The organism is Streptacidiphilus sp. BW17, from assembly GCF_041262485.1.
Taxonomy (GTDB): domain Bacteria; phylum Actinomycetota; class Actinomycetes; order Streptomycetales; family Streptomycetaceae; genus Streptacidiphilus.
The window spans coordinates 17,940-38,119 of sequence record NZ_JBGCCR010000017.1; the positions used below are offsets into that span (position 1 = coordinate 17,940).

Annotated in this window: 15 protein-coding genes; 9 read left to right on the plus strand and 6 right to left on the minus strand. The window is 71.2% G+C overall.

Translation table 11 applies throughout. The annotated features are described in order from the left end of the window. The first annotated feature begins 80 nt into the window (after positions 1-80). Positions 81-1,052, plus strand: a complete 972-nt coding sequence (locus ABH940_RS21170; protein WP_370062002.1) for an aldo/keto reductase — start codon at positions 81-83, stop codon at positions 1,050-1,052. A 102-nt stretch (positions 1,053-1,154) separates the two neighbouring features. Here ABH940_RS21170 and ABH940_RS21175 read toward each other — a convergent pair whose 3' ends face one another. Next, on the minus strand, positions 1,155-2,069 hold the full coding sequence (locus tag ABH940_RS21175) for an SMP-30/gluconolactonase/LRE family protein (RefSeq protein WP_370105954.1): 915 nt from the start codon (positions 2,067-2,069) through the stop codon (positions 1,155-1,157). 235 nt (positions 2,070-2,304) lie between these two features. On the opposite strand from ABH940_RS21175, the gene ABH940_RS21180 reads away from it, so the two are divergent. From ABH940_RS21180 to ABH940_RS21200, 5 genes are read left to right on the plus strand one after another with little or no spacing between them, the layout of a single operon-like run. Continuing rightward, the gene (locus ABH940_RS21180; RefSeq protein ID WP_370062006.1) at positions 2,305-3,675 is read left to right on the plus strand and encodes an MFS transporter; all 1,371 of its coding nucleotides are present in this window, start codon (positions 2,305-2,307) and stop codon (positions 3,673-3,675) included. A 49-nt stretch (positions 3,676-3,724) separates the two neighbouring features. Then, positions 3,725-4,996 (plus strand): ROK family transcriptional regulator, encoded by a 1,272-nt coding sequence (locus ABH940_RS21185; RefSeq protein WP_370062008.1) that lies wholly within the window; start codon positions 3,725-3,727, stop codon positions 4,994-4,996. Beyond that, positions 4,993-6,090 (plus strand): enolase C-terminal domain-like protein, encoded by a 1,098-nt coding sequence (locus ABH940_RS21190; RefSeq protein ID WP_370062010.1) that lies wholly within the window; start codon positions 4,993-4,995, stop codon positions 6,088-6,090. Before ABH940_RS21185 ends, ABH940_RS21190 begins: the two co-directional genes overlap by 4 nt. Beyond that, the gene (locus ABH940_RS21195; RefSeq protein ID WP_370062012.1) at positions 6,087-6,905 is read left to right on the plus strand and encodes an SDR family NAD(P)-dependent oxidoreductase; all 819 of its coding nucleotides are present in this window, start codon (positions 6,087-6,089) and stop codon (positions 6,903-6,905) included. The genes ABH940_RS21190 and ABH940_RS21195 overlap by 4 nt, the downstream gene beginning before the upstream one ends. A 38-nt stretch (positions 6,906-6,943) precedes the next feature. Next, on the plus strand, positions 6,944-9,103 hold the full coding sequence (locus tag ABH940_RS21200; protein WP_370105955.1) for a hypothetical protein: 2,160 nt from the start codon (positions 6,944-6,946) through the stop codon (positions 9,101-9,103). Positions 9,104-9,172: 69 nt separating this feature from the next. On the opposite strand, the gene ABH940_RS21205 is transcribed toward ABH940_RS21200, so the two are convergent. Further along, positions 9,173-10,816, minus strand: coding sequence for a protease pro-enzyme activation domain-containing protein (locus tag ABH940_RS21205; RefSeq protein WP_370105957.1), 1,644 nt, complete (start codon positions 10,814-10,816; stop codon positions 9,173-9,175). A 397-nt stretch (positions 10,817-11,213) separates the two neighbouring features. On the opposite strand from ABH940_RS21205, the gene ABH940_RS21210 reads away from it, so the two are divergent. Further along, entirely contained in the window at positions 11,214-11,474 is a 261-nt protein-coding gene (locus ABH940_RS21210) for a hypothetical protein (protein WP_370105958.1), read from the plus strand. A gap of 10 nt (positions 11,475-11,484) precedes the next feature. Here ABH940_RS21210 and ABH940_RS21215 read toward each other — a convergent pair whose 3' ends face one another. Then, complete coding sequence (locus tag ABH940_RS21215) at positions 11,485-11,907, minus strand: MarR family winged helix-turn-helix transcriptional regulator (protein ID WP_370062020.1); 423 nt, start codon at positions 11,905-11,907, stop codon at positions 11,485-11,487. A gap of 174 nt (positions 11,908-12,081) precedes the next feature. On the opposite strand from ABH940_RS21215, the gene eno reads away from it, so the two are divergent. Further along, the gene (gene eno / locus ABH940_RS21220) at positions 12,082-13,389 is read left to right on the plus strand and encodes a phosphopyruvate hydratase (protein ID WP_370105959.1); all 1,308 of its coding nucleotides are present in this window, start codon (positions 12,082-12,084) and stop codon (positions 13,387-13,389) included. A gap of 237 nt (positions 13,390-13,626) precedes the next feature. On the opposite strand, the gene ABH940_RS21225 is transcribed toward eno, so the two are convergent. Together ABH940_RS21225 and lysA are read right to left on the minus strand one after the other, a co-directional pair. Continuing rightward, entirely contained in the window at positions 13,627-15,252 is a 1,626-nt protein-coding gene (locus tag ABH940_RS21225) for an APC family permease (protein WP_370062024.1), read from the minus strand. Positions 15,253-15,319: 67 nt separating this feature from the next. Continuing rightward, entirely contained in the window at positions 15,320-16,603 is a 1,284-nt protein-coding gene (lysA, locus tag ABH940_RS21230) for a diaminopimelate decarboxylase (protein WP_370105960.1), read from the minus strand. 109 nt (positions 16,604-16,712) lie between these two features. Between lysA and ABH940_RS21235 the strand changes: the two genes are divergently transcribed. Then, positions 16,713-18,362: a PucR family transcriptional regulator gene (locus ABH940_RS21235; RefSeq protein ID WP_370105961.1), complete on the plus strand. Its 1,650-nt coding sequence runs from the start codon at positions 16,713-16,715 to the stop codon at positions 18,360-18,362. A 532-nt stretch (positions 18,363-18,894) separates the two neighbouring features. Here the strand turns inward: ABH940_RS21235 and ABH940_RS21240 are convergent. After that, the gene (locus tag ABH940_RS21240; protein WP_370062961.1) at positions 18,895-19,812 is read right to left on the minus strand and encodes a chitinase; all 918 of its coding nucleotides are present in this window, start codon (positions 19,810-19,812) and stop codon (positions 18,895-18,897) included. Positions 19,813-20,180 lie beyond the last annotated feature (368 nt).

Genomic DNA, 20,180 nt, shown 5'->3' on the forward strand with positions numbered 1-20,180 from the left:
GGTCGGCGTGGACAGCGGGTAGCGTGCACCTGAGCCGGGTCGGCTTGTTCGGTGCCGACCTCGTACGAGAGAGGACGACCATGCGCTACAACCGACTTGGGACCACCGGCTTGGAGGTCTCGTCGATCTGCGTCGGCTGCATGAGCTTCGGCGAGGCGAACCGCGGCAACCACGCGTGGACCCTTGCGGAGGAACCCAGCCGGGGGATCATCCGCGCCGCTCTGGACGCCGGGATCAACTTCTTCGACACGGCCAACGTCTACTCGGACGGCTCCAGTGAGGAGATCGTCGGGCGGGCCCTTACGGACTTCGTCCCGCGCGAGGAGGTCGTGATCGCCACCAAGGTGCACGGCCGGATGCGCCCCGGCCCGAACGGCGCCGGGCTGTCACGGCGCGCGATCCTCGCTGAGATCGACAACAGCCTGCGCAGGCTCGGGACGGACTACGTCGACCTCTACCAGATCCACCGGTGGGACTACCGCACGCCCATCGAGGAGACCATGGAGGCGCTGCACGATGTGGTGAAGGCGGGGAAAGCCCGCTACGTCGGGGCCTCCTCCATGTACGCCTGGCAGTTCGCCAAGGCCCAGTTCACCGCCGAGCGGAACGGCTGGACGCGGTTCGTCTCCATGCAGAACCACTACAACCTGCTCTACCGGGAGGAGGAGCGAGAGATGCTGCCGCTCTGCGCGGACCAGGGCGTGGGCTCGATCCCGTGGAGCCCGCTGGCCCGGGGGCGGCTGACCCGCTCCTGGGACGCCTCGACCGCGCGCTCCGAGACCGACGAGTTCGGCAAGAGCCTGTACCTGGAGAGCGACCGGACGATCGTCGAGCGGGTCCACGAGGTTGCGGGCAAGCGCGGGGTCTCCGCGGCACAGGTCGCACTGGCCTGGGTCCTGCGCAATCCCGTGGTCTCCGCGCCGATCGTCGGGGCGACCAAGCTGACGCACCTTCAGGATGCCATCGCTGCGGTGGACTTGGAGCTGGACGACGCTGAGGCGGACTTCCTGGAGGAAGCCTACGCCCCACACGCCACGGCGGGCTTCGCGTAAGCCTCCGGCGGTGCCCTGTGCGGCTCGGATGTCTTTCGCTCCCTGTTGCTGCATGGGTCGTTCCTGCATGGGTTGTTCCTGTACGGGTCGTTCCTGTACGGGTCATCCGGCGTAGGGGTGCGGGGGGACGCCCACGATGCCCGGCTCGCAGGCGAACAGCGAGCCGGCCATCGGCTGGTCGCCCAACTCGGCTTCGCTCAGGCCTCGGCTGGCGGTGGTGATGTAGAGGGTGCGCAGGTCCGCGCCGCCGAAGGCGCAGCTGGTGACCTTGGCGGCGGGGACCGCGACGATCGCGTCGAGTGTCCCGTCGGGCAGGTAGCGGTGGACGGCGTGGCCACCGAAGAGCGCGACCCAGACGCCGCCCTCGGCGTCGACCGTCAGCCCGTCCGGAACGCGGTCGGTGAACCGTGCCAGGGTGCCGGTGCGGTGCAGACCGGGGCCGGTGCAGTCGAAAACGGCGACCTCGCGGGTGGGTGAGTCGGCGTAGTAGGCCACGGTCCCGTCCGGCGACCAGTCAAGTCCGTTGGAGATGCTGACACCTGTGAGCACGGTCGTCACGTGCGCGGCGCCGCCCGCGCCTTCGATGCGGTGCAAGGCACTGGTGCCGGACTCGCCCGTGGTGGACATGCTGCCGATCCAGAAGCGGCCCTGGGCATCGCAACGGCCATCGTTGAGGCGGTGGTCGGCTGAGGGCAGAGCGAACCGGGCGAGGGGTTCCGGCTCGGTGGCACCGGTGGTACTGGTGTCGCCGGTGTCGCCCGCGTCGGAGCGGAAGGCGGCGACGGTGTCGCCGAGCGCCAACAACAGTCCGCCGTGGGCGCGCAGGGCGACGGCGCTGAGCGGAGCGGGGAACGCGGCGCGAAGCGTGTCGCGCCCGCTCTGCGGGTGGTAGCGGTGCAGCTCCCCACGGGGGATGTCGGTCCACCACAGGACACCCTCTCGGGCGTCCCACAGCGGGCTCTCGCCCACCACGGCGCGGGTTTCGAGGACGGCGCGGGCCTGATGGACTGCGGTCACGGGGGCTCCTGGGGAGGGTGTCGGGATGCCGGGGGTGCGGGCACGGTACCGGTGACCGGGCCTGCGACGCCCGTTTCCTGCGGCGGCCTTGCGGGGGCTTTGCGGCTGTGTTGCGCCCCGTGAAACCTGGCCCCGAAACGGTTCTGACGCGTCGCCAGTCTTGTTCCGCGCCGTCCACGGCCTCTAACTTTCGGGGTGAAACTAAGCACCTCCACTCCGCCTGCCTGGAGCCGTCATGTCCTCCGCCGCCGTTCCCACCTCCCGGGTCTCCGCCCGGACCGTGCGTAGACTCGCGCCGCCGCTGGTCGCCTTCGGCGAGTTCGTCGACGGCTACGACCTGCTGGTGATGAGCACCGCTCTGATCTTCCTGAGCCCGGCCTTCGGCCTGACGCCCGTCGACAAGGGGGTGCTCGGCGCGGCCAGCTTCGTCGGCGCGGCCCTCGGCGCACTCGTCTTCGGTGATCTGACGGACCGTTTCGGCCGCCGCGCCATCTTCGTGATCAATCTCCTGCTCTTCGTGGTCTTCGCCCTGGCCTCGGCTTTCGTCACCAACGTGCCGGAGCTGGTCGCCGCGCGCTTCCTGATCGGCGTCGGCGTCGGCATGGACATCCCGACCAGCTCGTCCTTCCTCGCCGAGGTCGCGCCCGCGCGGCGGCGCGGACGGCTCGCGGGTTCGCTGCCGAACGCGATGTGGCTGCTCGGTGCGATCACCTCGGCGCTCGTCGCCATCGCGCTGAAGGGGAACCCGGACGCCTGGCGCTGGCTCTTCGGTCTGGCGGCCATACCCGCCCTGCTGGTGCTGGCCGGTCGGCAGTTGCTCCCCGAGTCGCCGCGCTGGCTTCAGGCCCAGGGCCGGCACGTTGAGGCGGACGCCGTCTTCGCCCGACTCGGCCTGGAGCGCCCCGCCCGTCCCGACTCCGCCGCTGGGCTGCGCGGCTACCGAGGTCTGTTCGGCGCCAAGTACCGCACCCGCACGCTCGCCTTCGCGCTGTTCTTCGCGGCGAACGGCCTCGGCGGCGGGGTCAGCACCATCGCCGGTCCGCTCTTCCTGACCGCCGCGGGCCTGGACGCGAGTCAGGCCATGCAGTTCACGCTCTACGGCTTCCTGGTCGGTCTCGGCGCGGTCGGGCTCGGTGCGTTCCTGGTCGACCGGGTCGACCGCCGCTGGTTCGGCGTGGCCACCGCGCTGGCCGCCCTCGCCGTGACCCAGGTCCTCGCCTGGGGAGGCACCGGAAACCGGACCGTGGTCTTCGTGAGCTGGCTCGCCTTCACCTTCTTCACCTGGATCGGGCCGGGCACGCTGGCATGGATCTGGTCCGCGGAGCTCTTCCCGACCGCGTTGCGCGGGGTCGGCACCGGCTTCACCCAGGCGGCGGGCAGGCTCGCCATCGCCGTCACCGCGGGCTTCGGCCCGACGGTCATCAGCGCCTGGAGCCTGCACGCGGTGGCGCTGTTCTCGCTCGCCTACCTCGTCTGCGCTGCCGTGCTGCTGGCCTTCCCCTTCTTCGCCACGACCGGAACGGGCTTGGAGCAGGCGGCCGACGAGGCGGAGGCGGCGGGGGCCGCCGCCCAGGCCGCAGCGGCCCGGGCGACCCTGGGATCCTGACGACCCTGAGAGTCCGCGACCACGACCCGAGAACGGCAGGGAAGAAACCATGATCGAGCGGTCCGGGACGGCCGATCCCACCTCGTGGACCTCCACGGTGGCACAGCCCGCAGACGTCGGCCGCCGCAACGTCGCCGCGATCATGCGGACGGTGCTGGCGCACGGTCCCCAGCCGCGTGCCAGGATCGCCGAGCTCACCGGCCTTTCCGCCGGGACCGTCACCAGGCTGACCGCCCGACTGACCTCGGCCGGGCTGCTGCACGAACTGCCCGGCGTGCGCGGCCCGGAGGAGACCGGGCGACCCCGCATCCCGCTGGACCTCCCCCCGGCGCGCAGTGCCGTCGTCGGCATCCACATCGGTCTGCTGCGTACCACGGTGGGGCTGGTGGATCCGCGCGGCGTCGTGCTCGGCCAGGCGGCGCACCCTCACCACTCCTTCCAGCCGGGCGAGTTGGTCACCCAGGCGGCCGACGCCGTGGCCGAGCTGGTCGAGGAGCTGGGCCGGGGCCGCCGGATACTCGGTGTCGGCGTCGGCATCGGCGGCTGGGTGGACACCGAACACGGCATCGTCGTCGAACACCAGCCGCTCGGCTGGTACGACGTCCCGCTCCGCAGCCTGCTCGCCACCGCCCTGGGCCGGCCGCTGCGCTTGGAGGGGACTGTGCGGGCGATGGCCCTGGCCGAGTCCTGGTACGGCGCGGCGACGAACGCGCGCAGCATGGTGGAGCTGTTCATCGGCAACGTCATCGGCAGCGCTCTGGTGCTGGACCGGAGCATCCACGGCGGTCCGCGCTCGGCGGCCGGAACGCTCACCCACCTGCCGGTGGCAGGCGCGCGCGGAGTGCGCTGCGGCTGCGGCAGGTACGACTGCCTGCACGCCGTCGCCACCGACGAGGCGGTGCTGGCGCTCGCCCGCGCCTCCGGTGCCGCGAGCGAACACGACGCCTTCGAGGACCTGGTGCGTCGCGCCCAGCAGGGAGACCGGGCCGCGGGCACGCTCCTGCGGCGCCGCGCCCGGCACGTCGGCCGGGCCGCCGCCCTCGTGCTCGACCTGGTCAACCCGGAACTGGTGGTCCTGGCCGGAGGACCGCTGCAGACGCCCGAGTACCTGCCGGACGTCCGACGCGAACTGGTGCGGCGCAGCCAGCTCGGAGCCGAGGCGGCAGCGCGGCTCGTCCCCTCAGCTCTGGGCCCGCACGCCCTCGTGCTGTCCAGCGCGGCGCCGTTCCTCGACGCCTACTTCAGCGACCCGCTCGGCTTCGAGCAAGGCTTCGGGCATGGCTTCGAGCAAGGAGCGGAGAAGCTGGTGACGCACGCGTGAGCGGGCCGCTTCGCCTCGAACTGCACCAGACGCGGGTCTCCGCACGCACCACCTGGTGGGTGGCCGCGCTCGCCGACACCGGGGGCCGCACCGGACTTGGCGAGTCCTCGGACGCCGGTCCCGGCGCCCGCCGGGCCTGGGCCCTGGCCGCCGCGCTACTGCGTGCCGGTCTCCCGCCGCAGGAGGTCCTGGCGCGGCTGCGCGCGGACACGTCCACCCCGCCGCTCGCCCGCCACACCGTGCACGGCGCATTGGAACAGGCGCTGACGGACCTGCGCGCCCGTCAGGCGGACGTGCCACTGTGGCAGGCCCTCGGCGCTGCCGCGGCGCGTCCGGTGCACCGCTACGCCAACATCAACCGCGCCCTCCGCACGCGCACCCCCGAGGAGTTCGCCGAGGTCGCCGCCGCAGCCGAGGCGGCCGGCTACCGGGCCGTCAAGTGCGCACCCTTCGACGGACTGCCCCCCGCGCACCGGCTGCGCGAGGGGCTCGCCCGTGCTCGCGCCACCCGGCGCGCGCTGCGTCCCGGGACCGCCCTGATGGTCGACGCGCACCTGCTGCTCGGCGTCGAGGAGGTGCTGGCCGCAGCTCGCGAACTGAGCGCGCTCGACCTGCGCTGGCTGGAGGACGCCGTCCCCCTGGACGACGCGGCCGGACTCGCGGCGGTCCACGCAGCCTGCATCGCTCCGCTGGCGGGCGGCGAGTTCGCCACCGAACCGGCGCAGGTCCGCACCGCCCTGCGCAGCGGGCACCTCGACTGGTTGCTGCCCGACGTCAAGCACAGCGGCGGCTACGCCGCCGCGCGCCGCCTGGCCGAGGAGGCAGCGCAAGCCGGGGTGCGCGTCTCCCTGCACAACCCCGCCGGACCCGTCGGCACCGCCGCCGGCCTGCATCTGGCCGCCGCCCTCGGGCCGGACACCGAGACCGAGTTCGCCTTCGGTGAGACCCCCTGGCGCGACGCGGTCGTGACGTCCGCAGAACCACCCCACGGACCCTGGCTGACACCCCCTCACGGCAGTGGCCTCGGCCTCGGCCTCGTCGCCCGCCACTGGCGAGTGGTGCCGCTGCCCCGACTGGACGGAGCCCTCGGATGACCGCTACGCAGAGCACTGCCCCGTCCGGCAGCACTGCCCCGCCCGACGTCATCGCCAGGCCCCGTGACCTGCACGGGCGGACCGCCGTCGTCACTGGCGGCGCCCGGGGCATCGGTGCGGCGGTCGTCACCGAGCTCCTCGCCCGGGGCGCCGCCGTGGTCGCCGTGGACCTCGCCGAGCCGGACGCGGCGGCCACGCAGACGGCGAACGCGCTTGCGGTCGTGCGGGGCGACGTCACCGACCCCGCCGCGCTCGACGCCGCCTTCGCCGCAGCCCGGCGGCTCGGCGGGGGAGCGGACATCCTCGTCCAGTCCGCCTTCGGCGGTGCTCCCGCGCCTCTGGACGAGCAGCCGGAGGCCGAGTGGGACCGAATGCTGCACGTCGTGCTGACCGCCGCCCGGCGCTTCGACACCGCCTTCGCGCGCCAGACGCGTGAACAGGGCGGAGCGATCGTCCACATCGCGTCGCCACACGCCTTCGGCGCGGTACCCGGTTTCTCCGCCTACGCCGCGGCCAAGGCCGGGCTGCTGGCGCTCACGCGGGCCGCGGCGGTGGAGTTCGGGCCGCGCGGGGTCCGCTGCAACGCCGTCGCGCCCGGCTTCGTCCCGGTCGAGCGCAACCGGCATGTCTGGGACGACCCGGAGACGGCGGCGGCCATGCTGCGCGCCTCACCGCTCGGCCGCTTCGCCGACGTCGCCGAGATCGCCCGCGCCGTGGGCTTCCTCGCCTCACCCGAGTCGTCCTTCGTCAACGGCGCCTGTCTCGCCGTGGACGGCGGCATGACCGCGATGCTTCCCGAAGCGCTGTTGCGCTGAGGGCCGAAAGGAGCACCACCCGCCATGAAGGAGGACCCGTGTTGTCGCCGACCCGCACGCCCCGCCGCAAGCGGAGGCCGTGGGCGCTGCCCGCGCTCGCCGCCGTCATCTCCCTGTTGCCCCTGGCCCCTGCCCTACCTGCCGCAGCCGCATCGGCCGCAGCCACCACCGGAACCGCCTACTACGTCGACTGTTCTGCCACCGTCGACGGCACCGGCACCCAGGCCGCTCCCTTCAACGCCCTGGCCGATGTGGACGCGCTGACGCTCCAGCCGGGCGACTCCGTCCTCCTCGCGCGCGGCACCACCTGCTCCGGCAGCCTCACCCCGCACGGCTCCGGCACCGCCGCCGCTCCGATCCTGATCGACGCCTACGGCAGCGGAGCGCTGCCCGCGATCGACGCCGACGGCGCCGCCCAGGCCGTGCTGCTCGCCGACGAGTCCTACGTCCAGGTCCGCGACCTGTCCCTGTCCGCGCCCGGAGACAACACCACCGCCCGCCGCGGCGTCTACGTCTACGCCGCCGACGCCGGCATCCTGCCCGGGATCGTCCTGCAGGACCTCGACATCCACGACGTGCGCGGCGCCCTGCCCGCGAAGACCACCACCGGCAACGGCACCGGCAAGTACGCAGGTGCCTCGGGCGGCATCGTCGTGGAGGCCCAGGGCAGCACGACGCCCACCGCGTTCGCCGGACTGCAGATCCTCGACAACCGCATCCACACCGTGGACCGCGAAGGCATCTACACCTGGTCCAACTGGTGCCAGAGCTCCCGCCTCGCGGCCTTCTGGAGCACGCTGTGCACGGCGGCCTGGACCCCGTTCACGGACCTCGTCGTAAGCGGCAACCTGCTGTGGGACATCGGCGGCGACGGCATCGCACCCATGACCGGCCAGAACACCCTCGTCGACCACAACACCCTGAGCGGCTTCAACGAACGCTCCGGCTCACCCAACGCCGGTATGTGGACGGCCAACAGCGTCGACGCCACCTTCCAGTACAACGACACCTCCGGCGGGAACAGCACCTCCGACGGCATGGCCTACGACGTGGACCACTCCACCGACGGCGTCGTCTTCCAGTACAACCTCTCCCACGACAACCAGGGCGGCTTCTTCCTGCTCTGCCCCTACAACACCCCGACCAGCGACTTCGTCATCCGCGACAACATCTCCGTCAACGACTCCGCCCGCGGTTTCCAGGTCTGCGACGGCGCCCTGAAGAACGGTCAGATCTACGGCAACACCCTCTACCTCGCCAACGGCATCAGCCAGCAGATCGTCACCGAGTCCACCAGCGCCATCCTGGACGTGAAGTTCACCGACAACGCGGTCGTCCGGCACGGCAGCACCGGAACCGTCGGCTGGACCCTCAACGACCCCGCCTGGGTCATCGACCACAACCTCTTCTACGACGTCCCCGTCCCCTCCGGGGCGACCAACTCCGTCACCGGCGCGCCCCTGTTCAACAGCCGTGAGCTGGCCGACGCCTACGGCTACCAGCTGTCCACCGGGTCGGCCGCACTGTCAGCCGGGGTCCAGGTCGGCGGCAACAGCGGACTCGACTACTTCGGCGACCCGGTGCCGACAAGCGGAGCTCTCGACATCGGCGCCTACCAGGGCGGAGCCGTCTGCACGCCACCCGTCGCGGACACCTTCAACACCGACACGGCCGGGGCGGCGCCCACCGGTTGGACGGTCACCGGCCCCGCTGCGGGTGCCCTCGTCGGCGCCGACCCCGCGGCGGGGGAGTACGGCAGTTCCCTGCTCCTCACCGGCCAGAGCACGGACACCACGGTCACCCGCTCCTTCACCTCCCCGAGCGGCGATCTTCGCGTCGACGCCCGGCTGTGGGCGGGACAGACCGACGCGCCGCTCGGCCTGCACGTCCTCGACGCCAACGGCAACCCTGTCGCCCAGTTCAGCCTCGCCGCCGACGGCAACGCCGCCTACACCGACAACGGCACCTGGACCGACTCCACCTTCGCCTACCCCAGCGGCGTCTGGCTGCCCGTCTCCCTGGTCCTCCACCCCGCCGCGGGCACGTACGACGTCTACGTCGACACCACCGAACTCGCCACCGCCCACCTCACCTCCGGAGCCGGGGCACCGGCCCAGATCCGCCTCCGGGTCCAGGCGGGCAACCTCACACCGGGCTTCGCCGCCGACGACGTGCTCGTCCAGCCGTTGAGCTGCTGAGCCACGCATGACGGCCCGGTTGACCCCGGGCCGTCATGGTCATTGTCGTGGCGTGTTGTTGACGGTGCCTCAGCCGAGCTCGGCGCTGAGGAACCCGGCGCCGTTGTAGGAGCCCCAGCCGGTGACCTGGTCGTAGCCCGCGTGAGCGCTGTAGGCGCCGTTGCTGCCGGTGGTGATGTCGTGGAAGGCGGAGCCGTAGTTCGTGGACTGGGCCAGGGTGTAGATGGTGGGGTTGGCGAACCCGAAGGCGGGCTTGCCCTTGACCTTCGCCTCGTTGTCGTAGACGGCGGTGAAGGCGGCCCAGTTGGGGGCTGCCGCGCTGGTGCCGCCGACCTCGCCCCAGCTTCCCTGGCTGTACACGGCCCAGCCGCTGTTCGGGTCGGCGTCGGCGGCGACGTCCGGGACCGTGCGGTGGCTGCCGCTGTTGACGGGCGTCTGGTAGCCGGGTGTGGCGAACTCGGAGGAGACGCCTCCGCCGCTGCCCGACCATGCGGTCTCCGCGGACCAGGAGCCGCTGGAGTTGAGCTTGAGGGTGGTTCCGCCGGTTCCGGTGACGGACGGGTCGCTGGCCGGGAAGTCGACGGAGGTGCCGCCGTTCCCGGCGTCGTCGGAGCCGTTGTCACCGGAGGCCGCGTAGACGGACTGGCCCTGGGCGGCGGCCTCCTGGAGGTCGGCGTGGACGGCGGTGAGGTTGCTGGGCGTCTCGTCGGCCTCGTCGATGCCCCAACTGGTGGAGATGATCGGGACGTCGTCACTGACGAGCTGTGCGTAGACCGCGACCTCGCCGGCGTCGCTGTTGGGAGCTTCGTAGACCTTGATCGTGCTACCGGGGGCGATGGCCTGAACGACCTCGATGTCGAGTTCGTCCTCGACCTCGCCGGACAGGTCGGTGGTGCCGCCGCTGACGTTCACCACGGTCGGTGTGGTGGGCTTGAGTGCGAAGTTGCTGTCGTACTTGGTGATGTCGGCCTGCTTGAAGGCGGAGAACTCCAGCAGCGCCACGGTCGAGCCGGTGCCGTTGTAGCCTGCGCCGATGGCGGAGGTGAGGTTGTAGGCGCTGCGGGCCTTGGCCGGGGTGAGACCGGTGACCGCGCGGGACTGCGCCCGGGGCGTGGACGCCGGTTCGGCGTAGGAGTCGAACCTCGCGTAGTCGTTCAGGCCCGAGATGTCGGTGACCGCCGAGGCGATCGCGGCGGGGAGCTGCGGCGCGGTGGTGTTGGCGAAGAAGTCGCGTCCGGTGCGGGCCTCGTGGAAGGTGGCCAGCCGGGTGCCGAAGGCCTTCTCGATCTGCGCGGCGGTTCCGGTCGCCTGGAGGGTGAGGTGGTTGGCGGTGGGCGCGGAGACCTTCAGCCCCTGCGCGGTCAGGTAGGCGGTGACCTTCGCGACGGTCGGGGCGGTGGCGCCGAACCTGGCTGCGAACTGGTGGACGGTCAGGTAGTGCTTGTACTGGGCGGACCTGGGGTCGGACACCTGGTTCAGGAAGGCGGCGAGCCCTGCCTGGTCCCGGGGTGCGAGGCTGACCTGGACGGCTATTCGGCGGTCGGCCGCGATCGCGCCGGTGCGCAGGGAGTGGCTCACCGCCGGCAGTACGTCGCCGCGCACCGCGGCGGTGCCGACGGGCGTGTTCGCGGCGATGGCGGGCGTGGCGGCGAGAGCGAGGATCGGGAGCGGTGCGGCGAGCAGGCCGACCAGGGTCCTGAGGCGATGCGTCACGGCTGTGTCCTCCTGGGACGTAAGTGGAGCGTGGCCACCGTAAGCTGACGATCGGTCAGCGCGGCGGTGTGGTGACCAGGCTAGGAGTCGACGTTTGCCGCGCTATGGCGTGTCCATGTCTCCCCGTCACGCTTGCGTGAAGCATCCCTCACCCGAGGCCGGGGAGGTGTGGCCACTCCTCCGCGCTCGCAGAGCAACTCGGGCCGGTCATGCTCGTTGAGCAGGACCCCGCCCGTCGCTGAGGAGGACCCCGATGCGCCTCTGGTCCGGTGCAGTCGTCGTTGTCGCGCTCGCGTCGACGGCTGCCTGCAGTGCCGCGACCCCGGACCGACCGACCGGGGCGTCGGGACGGTGGACCTCCCGGTCGGTGTTGTCGACGGGGACCAGGTCAAGCCCGGTGATGCCGCCCGGGGCCGCGCCGGGCGTCCTGTCCCATCGGCCCGACCCGACGACGCCGAGCACGGCCGTGACCGCTGCGGCAGCGGTGTCGACGCCCCCGCATTCGTCGACGCCGGTCGGCGTGGCAGAGCATCCGCGCACCCGCCGTCACCACCGGCCGCACCCGGTGGGCCCCGTCGTGACCGGTCAGGGGGCGATGTGTGACCAGGCCGGACTGCCGCCGCAGCTGGCCGACGACTGCCACCAGCTCTACGGGTGAGCATCGGCTTTTAGCGCGCGGCGAGACGCTCCAGCAGGGCGGCGCTCCGTGCCAGCAACGCCCGCTCCTCATCCGTGAGTTCGGCCTCGATGGCCTGCGCGAGCCAGCCGGCCCTGCGGCCGCGCTCTGCTTCGAGCGCGGTCCGGCCCGCGTCCGACAGCTCGACCAGTGACTTGCGGCCGTCCGTGGGGTGCGCCCGGCGCGTGATCAGGTTCTGCTCCATGAGCAGCCCCACCGCCCGAGCCATCGACTGGGGGCGTACGCGCTGATCGGCGGCGAGGTCGCTGGTGGTCATGGCGCCGTTGCGGTCGAGTGCACCGAGCACGGCGGCCTGGCCCAGCGGGATGCGGTCCTCGTGTTTGACGCGTCGGGTGAGCTTGCCCATCGCGGTGCGCAGTTCGGCGGCGATGGCGGCGGCTTCCGGGGTGGGCATAGGGCAGTTTAGCCGGTTGGACAGCAAAGCTGTGCACCTGACCTGCGCAGCAGTGCTGAACAGCAATGCTGTACAGCAAAACTGAGCAGCATTGCTGTAGTGTTTGCGCTGTCGGGCTCAGCGCCAGCGCTGTCGCAGCCGGGCCACGGCACACGACAACGGGAAGGAACTCCCATGTCCGCAGAGGCAGTCGGAACCGTCGACACCACCATCGAGACCGTCACCGCCCGCCGGATTATCGACAGCCGGGGCAACCCCACGGTCGAGGTCGACGTCGTCCTCGTGGACGGGTCGCTGGGGCGCGCGGCGGTCCCCTCCGGCGCCTCCACCGGTGCCCGGGAAGCCGTAGAACTGCGTGACGGAGACTCCGCGCGGTGGCACGGCAAGGGCGTCGACCGCGCGGTGGCCCACGTCAACGGGGAGATCGCGGCGTCCGTGCGCGACCGGGACGCGGCGGAACAGGCGGGTCTCGACGCCGCGCTGGTCGCCCTCGACGGCACCGCCACGAAGTCCCGGCTCGGCGCCAACGCGATCCTCGGCGTCTCCCTCGCCGCTGCCAAGGCGGCCGCTGCGGCCCATCGCCGGCCCCTCTACCGCTACCTCGGCGGCGCCGACGCCCACCTGCTGCCGCTGCCGATGATGAACATCGTCAACGGCGGCGCCCACGCCGACAATCCGCTGGATTTCCAGGAGTTCATGATCGTGCCCGTGGGCGCGGACTCCTTCGCGGAAGCCGTCCGCATGGGCAGCGAGGTCTTCCACACGCTGCGCCGCGATCTGCTGGCCGCCGGGCACTCCACCGGCGTCGGTGACGAGGGTGGTTTCGCGCCCGCGCTGCGTACCGCCGAGGAGGCGCTCGACTTCGTGATGACCGCCATCGAGCGCACCGGTTACCGCCCCGGCACGGACATCGGCCTGGTCATGGACCCGGCGTCGTCGGAGTTCTTCCGCGACGGCGTGTACGACTACGCTGGCGAGGGGGTGCGCCGCACCCCATCCGAGCACGCCGACTACCTGGCCGAGCTCATCGACGCCTACCCGGTCGTCTCCATCGAGGACCCGATGGCGGAGAACGACCTGGACGGCTGGCGCGAGCTGACCGCACGCGTCGGCGACCGCTGTCAGCTCACCGGCGACGACGTGTTCTGCACCAACGAGGCGCTGCTGCGCGAGGGCATCCGCACCGGCGTCGGCAACTCGGTGCTGGTCAAGGTCAATCAGATCGGCACCCTGACGGAGGCGCTGGCCGCGGTGGCGACGGCCCACCAGGCGGGCTGGACGGCGGTCATGTCGCACCGCTCGGGCGAGACGGAGGACACCACCATCGCGGATCTGGCGGTGGCGACCGGCTGCGGTCAGATCAAGACCGGTTCGCTCTCCCGCTCCGACCGCACGGCGAAGTACAACCAACTGATCCGGATCGAAGAGGAGTTGGGCGACTCGGCGCGCTTCGCGGGCCGCGCCGCACTCCGCCGGGCGTGAACGGCAGGCTGAGCTGGAGACCTTGCGGGCCCCCTATCGGTTGGGGGCCCGCACGCGTACCTCGCACCATCCCTGGCGCGGCTTCGGGCGCAACGGCATCGCCCGTTACTTGAAATGTGGCGTGCCGGTCGCGGAGTTGTTGCGGGTGCTCGGGTGCTCGGGTGCTCGGGTGCTCGGGCGCTCCGTGCAGCGGATGCGATCCTGTGATCGCCGCCCGGCCCCTGGGGCGGACAAGTGTTACGCCCGCGGGCTGTCGTCGGCGGTGACCGCTGCGGCGACCTCCTCGGCGGGGAGGACCAGGCGCAGGGCTGCGTAGTAGACGGCCAGGCTGAAGGCGGTCACGGCGACCATGTCCCACCAGTCGGGGAGCAGGTTGGTGCCGCCGTAGCGGCCGATGGCGCCGAGGAGCGTCAGCCCGGTGAGCCAGGGCCATACCCACAGGGCGGACCTCGACCGGAGTGCCGGGCGCTCCTGGCGGGGGAGCCGGGCCCGGGTCAGGCCGAACACGGCGAGTCCCAGGAGCAGACTGGCGTTGATCTTCCACTCCGCCTGGAAGCCGGACCAGTAGATGATGAGGTTCGCGCAGACGAAGGCGGACGGGCAGAGCAGTCGCCAGGCGGGCAGTTGATAGGGGCGTGGGCGGTCCGGGTTCCGCAGCCGGAGGGCGTGCAGGGCGACGGGTGCGTATCCGTACATCATCACGGTGGCGGAGCTCACCAGGCTCACCAGCGACTGCCAGCTCGGGAACGGAAGGATGGCGAGTTCGCCGACCACGAGGGCGAGGATGACGGATACCAAGGGCACGCCGCGCAGGCTGACCCGGCCGAGGGACCTGGGCAGTGCCTTGTCGGTGGCCATTGCGTAGGAGATGCGGGAGGAGGTTCCGAGGTAGACGAGTCCGGTGGCGCTCGGGGAGATCACGGCGTCGATGTAGAGCGTCACGGCCAGCCATCCGGCGCCTGCCGCGCTGGCGAGTTGGGCGTAGGGGCCAAAACCGCCGGCGCCGATCGGGCTGGCCCAGCCGTGGAGGAGTTGGCCCGGGTCCAGGGCTCCGATGAAGGCGACCTCGAGGGCGAGGTAGATGATGGTGCCGATCACGGTCGAGACGATGACGGCCCGGGAGATGTCCTTCTGCGGGTTGCGGGCCTCACCCGCCATCTGGATGGCCTGTTCGAAGCCTTGCAGGGCGAAGACCACTCCTGCGGGCAGGGCCGCGAAGACGCCGTGCGCGCCGTACGGGGCGAAGCCTCCGCCGGCGGTGAAGTTGCCGGCGTGGAAGGTCAAGAGCAGCAGGACGACCACGGTCAGGAGCGGGACGAGGGTCTTCCACAGCATGGCGACCGTGTTGGAGTCGGCCAGCAGGCTGACGCCCGCGATGTTGACCAGGGTGAACAGCAGCATGAAGACGCTGGCGATGCCGATGCCCGACGTGGTGAGTGTTCCGTCGGAGTGAAGGATCGTCACATTACGGCTGACCCAGCTGAGGTGGGCGGTGTAGGAGAGGGTCGCCTCGACCTCGATGGGGGCGATCGTGACGGCCTGCAGCCAGGACATCCAGCCCGCGGTGAAGCCGGCGAGCGGTCCGAAGGCGAAGTGCGGGTAGCGGGCCGTGCCGCCCGCCATCGGGTAGGCGGCGCCGAGTTCGGCGTGGACCAGCGCGAGCAGGAGCAGCATTCCTGCCGCGAGGACCCAGGAGACGATCGAGGCGGGGCCGGCGATGCTCGCGGCGGTCAGCGCGCCCAGCAGCCAGCCGGAGCCGATGATCGAGCCCAGGGAGACGAACATCAGTCCCCAGAAGCCGACGTCGCGTTGCAGAACTCTCGACCCGGTGGTGCCCGTGGTCGAGGTGGATGCCAGTGTCATGTGTGCTCCTGCCCGTGTGCTGTGGGTGGTGGGTGTGCCGTGGGGGCTCGTGTGGGTTCTGTTGGGGTCACCACCAGCGGACGTCCCTGCGCAGGAGGTCGTCGTAGGTCTCTCGGCGCACGGCCACGCGGGCCTCGCCGTCGCGGCACAGGACCACCGGGGGGCGGCGGGCGCCGTTGTAGTTGCTGGAGACGGAGTAGGAGTAGGCCCCGGTCACCGGGACGGCCACCAGGTCTCCGGGTCGGGGGTCGCGCAGCGCGACGCCCGCGATCAGCCGGTCGCCGGACTCGCAGTGTCGGCCGACCAGGTCGCAGAGCTCGCCGCCGCCCACGCGGTCAGTGATGGTGGCCTCGAAACGCTGGCCGTAGACCATGGGTTCGAGGTTGTCGGCCATGCCGCCGTCGACGGCCACGAAGGTCTTCACCCCGCGCTTGACCGTGACCACCCGGTACAGGCTCAGCGCCGAGGTGGCCACCAGGGAGCGTCCCGGTTCGATCAGGAGCTTGGCGTCGGCGGGAAGGTGGCGGCGTGCCGCGTCGGTCAGGGTGTCGAGGTACTCGTCGAGGGAGGGCGGCTGCTCCTTGTAGGTGTAGCGCACGCCGAGGCCGCCGCCCAGGTCGTAGACGGCGAACTCGCCGAGTGCGGCGATGGCCTCCACCGCCCGTGCGAACGGATCGGTGTGCAGGACCTGCGAGCCCACGTGCATGTGCACGCCGTCCAGGCGCAGCCGGTCGCTGCCGCGCATCCGGGCGATGGCCTTGCGCGCCTGTGCGAGCGGCAGGCCGAACTTGGAGTCGTCCTGGCCGGTGGCCACCGCGTCGTGGGTGCCGGGGTGCACTCCGGGGATGACCCGGACCAGGACGCCCTGCTCCTCGGTCACGATCCGTTCGAGCCGGTCGATGTCGTCGAAGTTGTCGATGACGACCGTGCCGACGCCGGCGCGGACGGCCATCTCGATCTCTTCGTCGGTCTTGGCGTTGCCGTGCAGGACGATCCGTGCCGGGTCCGCCTGAGCCGCCAGTGCGGCGGCCAGTTCACCGCCGCCGGCGACGTCGATCGACAGGCCCTCTTCGGCGGCGATCCGGCAGATCGCGGTGGAGGGGAATGCCTTGGAGGCGAACGCGACATCGGCCAGTGGCCAGCGCGAGCGCAGCCCCTGCAGGTAGGCGCGCGCCTGGGCGCGCAGCGCGGTCTCGTTCACGACGAGCGTGGGTGTGCCGTGCGCCTCGGCGATGTCGCTGAGGCGCACGCCCGCGGTGACCAGTTCGCCGTCGTCGGTGAGCCCGGTGCCGGGCGGGAAGAGGCCCAGAAGGTCTTGCCGGTTGGCCTGGAGGGCAATGGTGTTCGTCACGGGAGCTCCGGTCGAGGAGGGGTGCGGGCTTGGCGGCTTCAGCGCCGAGGGCACGATGGTCCACGTTTCGGGCGGTTCTGATCTGAGGGAAAGCGCCTAAGCTGACTCAATGACCTTGGCCGATCGGACAAAGACGGCGGACGAGGCGGTGACCCTCGGCACGCTCGTGGACGCGGTGGGACCGACCGCCGTGTCGGTACTCGTGGCACCCCGCGGGCTCGACGTCCCGGTGCGCGCGATCAGCCTGCACGACTGCGCGGACCAGCTGGCCCTCCCGGAAGCGAACGGGACCGTCCTGCTGGCCGTCGGCGCCCAGGTCGACGGCCCGGAGCTGCTCGACCTGTTCCAGCGCGCCTCCACGTCCGGCTGCTGTGCCGTCGTCCTCAAGCTCCGCGCCGGCAGTTCCGCCGCCGCCGTGGCGGCGGCCGGCGGGCTGGGTCTGGCGCTGCTCGCCGCCCCCGACGCAATGCCCTGGCGGGATCTGGACGCGGCGCTCGCCTCGGCTCTGGCGACGCAGGGCCTGACCATGCTGACTACCGTCGACCCCCGGGACGACCTGTTCGCCATCGCCAACACCATTGCCGTGGCCCTGGGGGGATCGGTCGCGATCGAGGATCTGGGCCAGCGGATCCTGGCCTACTCCTCGGTCCCGGGCCAGCGGGTCGACGAAATCCGCGAACGCGGCATCCTGGACCGGCGGGTGCCCGACGACGACGTCGGGCAGCCGGCCCAGTACCGAGCGGTGCTCGCTGCGTCGGGCGTCGTACGCTTCCCGCAGCACGGCGAGGAACTGCCGCGAGCGGCAGTCGCAGTACGCGCCGGTGCGCTGCCGCTCGGCACCATCTGGGCCATCGAAGCACCGGCGGGCGTCGACCCCGACGGTGAGCAGCTACTGCTCGACGGCGCGCGGATAGCGGCCCGCCACCTGCTGAGCGCAAGCGACGCCGAGGACCGCTCACGGCACATGCGCAACCAGACCCTCCGCGCGCTCCTCGACACCAGCAGGACCGCGCCCGACGCCGCTGAACGGCTCGGCCTGCCGCGTCGCTCCAGCATCACCCTGACCGGCTTCACCTTCACCGGGGCGGACCAGCCCGGCCCGTCGGTGGTGTGCCACCTCGGTACGGCGCTGCGCCAGTGGTACGCGGCCTTCCACCCCCGCGCCACGATCACCACCACCGAGGTCGCTGCCTATGCACTGGTGCCGGGGGACGACCCGGCCACCACGGTCCGCCTCGCCGCCCGCGCCCTGCAGAGCGTGCGCCGGGTCTTCGCCACGCCCGTCCGCGCCGCAGTCAGCGCTCCCGGCTCGAAGCCGGGCGACATCGCCGCAATGCGTGAGGAGATCGACGAGATCCTGCGTGTACTGGCCACTGCTCCGCAGCGTTCCTTCGATGGAGGCGTGGATGTCGCCACCGTCGAGGACGTGCACAGCCGACTCGTCCTGAGCCGTTTCGGCAGCCTTCTGGCCCAGGACCCCCGCCTGCGACACCCGGGCGTCAACCGTGTCCTCGAGTACGACCGGACTCATCGCACCGACTACGCCGCCACCCTCCTCGCCTGGCTCGACGCGGTCGGCGACATCGCAGACGCCGCCAGGAACCTGCGGCTCCACCCCAACAGCATCCGCTACCGCCTGCGGCGCGCCGAAGAGCTATTCAGCCTCGACCTGGCCGACCCGGACACCCGGCTCTCGGTCTGGCTGCAACTGCGACTGACATCGAGGCGAACGACAGAGAGCGGCTCTGTCAATCGGTGAACGTGCGAGTCCGGCCGATGGTGACAGATTTGGCATGTGCCAGTCGATGAGACGGACTGTCAGTAGTCCATGGATTGCCGGAATATAGGAGTCCGGAAGGGTCGAGGTCACCAGCAGTCGGGAGAGCAGGAAATGCCTACACGTATGACTGGCCAGGCAGATGACATGCCGGGAGCTCCGGAGTCACGGGGGGCTGAACCGCATCCCGCGGGAGCGGTCAGGGAGTCCGAGGAGCTCGCGGCGAACCTGAGGTCCGCACTCGCCCGTCATGACATCACCCTGCCCTCACTGCGCCCCGGCTTTCCCATCGGCAGCGCGCCCCTCATCGACCTCGGTCGCTGCAACCGGGAGACGACACTGCGGCTCACCATGATTCTCAACGCGCTTGCTGATGACCGGCAGTCACCTGCGTGATCAAGGATTCGTGGAGACCGCCGCCTTTTCGTCGATCCATGAGTGAGTCGTAGGTGGGTGCCACGGGGCTCCGGCCCCGCGTGCCCGGGGAGGGGCGGGGCCGGAGGCGTGGAGTGGATCAGCCGGTGTAGGCGGCCATGGTCTGGCCGTACTGTCCGGCTGTCTGGAGGACGGAGGAGCAGGTGGGGTCGGTGTAGGTGATCGCTCCGCCGGAGCACTGGCTGTCGCGGGTGGCGGACCAGAAGGAGAGCCAGGCCAGGTGCTCGGTCTTGGCGAAGTTCACCAGGGTGGTGGCGTCTGCGAGGCTGAAGGTCTCGCTGGTGTCGTCGTTGAGACCGATCATCGGGGTGACCGCGACCATGCTCCAGGCCTGGGCATCGGTCAGATTGGTCCATACCGACTTGATCTGCGCCTGGGTGGCGGTGGCGGCGTCGACGGCGTCCTGGCCCATGTCGCTGGAGAAGGAGGAGCCGTAGTCCATGGCCATGACGTTGACGGCGTCGAGGGTGACGCCGTCCGTCTTCGCGTCGGTGAGGAGGTTGACGCCGTCCTGGGTGAGGCCGGTGGGCAGGACCGGCAGGGTGTAGGAGATCTTCAGGCTCGGGTTGTTCCGCTCTAGGATCGCCAGCGCCTGGTTGCGGCGGTCGATGGTGGCGGTGTCGGCGATCGCGCCGCCTTCGATGTCGAAGTCGATGTGGGTGAGCTGGTACTGGTTGATGACGCTCTGGTAGGCGGCGGCCAGGGTGCTCGGGCTGGAGCAGTTCGCCGCGATCTCGGTGCCGTTCTCGCCGCCGAAGGAGACGCGGACGTCGCCGCCCGCAGCGCGCAGCGCGGCGATGTTGGCACTGGTGGTGGGGTCGTTGACGGCGGTGACGCCGGCCCACTCGGGATCGCAGGTGCCGCCGTCGGTGATGAACGCGAGGTTGAAGTACTTGGTGCCTTCGGTCGTGGCGCCCGTGGCGAGGTTGTAGGGCGGCCATACGGACAGGTCCGCCGAGGGTGGCGACGAGAGCGCCGCCGCTGAGGACGAGCGCAGCTGCGGCCGCGAGGGTGCGGCTGCCGGTGGTGTGGGGGAACGTGCGCTGGGGCATGCCTTGACTCCTGGGTGGGGAGAACAACCCGAATGGGTGGGGGAGCCCCGCCGCCTCCGGAGACGGCTCGGGGCGGTTCCGCGGAGTGGTCGTCACTTTGGTCTGGACCAATGTTCCGTGTCAAGGCCATGTGTCACGAACTCCGGTTGTCTGCAGGAAGTTTGAGCGAGCGCCCAGGGTGTGATGCGCATGGCGGGACGTCGCGCTCTGAGGCGCATCCGAACGTTCTCTGTCGCGGGGCGGGCTGCCGGAGAATGCGATCAGCGAACGATCGTTCGCGTCGGCGGGACAGGTACACAGGTAAGACCCTCTC